This window comes from Sphingobium sp. LSP13-1-1.1, from assembly GCF_040676415.1.
Lineage (GTDB): Bacteria > Pseudomonadota > Alphaproteobacteria > Sphingomonadales > Sphingomonadaceae > Sphingobium.
On sequence record NZ_JBEGHU010000068.1, the window covers coordinates 1 to 376 of the forward strand.

Annotated in this window: 1 protein-coding gene; it reads right to left on the reverse strand. The window is 62.2% G+C overall.

The genetic code is table 11. The annotated features are described in order from the left end of the window. Window positions 1-311, reverse strand: a 311-nt coding sequence (locus tag MRBLSP13_RS20760) for a cytochrome b (RefSeq protein ID WP_363756432.1), incomplete at its 3' end; no start/stop codon positions are given. Window positions 312-376: the final 65 nt, after the last annotated feature.

A 376-nucleotide genomic window follows, 5' to 3' on the forward strand; every position in this document is an offset into this window, starting at 1 on the left:
CCAACTATCAGTACATAGAGGAGGACGTGGGAGAGGCGAGCGCCCCACCTCTCCCAACGCGGCATCTCCTGGGGACGCGGCGGTGCCCGATGCAACAGGCGCCACACGACACGGATGACGCTCAAGACGAGGATCGTCAGTCCGACCGACTTATGCACCTGGTAAGCCTCGAACGCGTTCGCCTGGGTCTCGGGCTCGTTGATCGCACGGGTCATCCACCAGGCGAGCGGATACATGGCGATGATGAGGACCGCGATCGACCAGTGAAGCGCGATCGATACCAGGCCATAGCGGTGTTGCGCGCACGGCATTGACTATCCCTTCATCGATCGGGAGTGAATTTCGCGGCTGAGCGGTCCCATACCCGCTTTCGCCC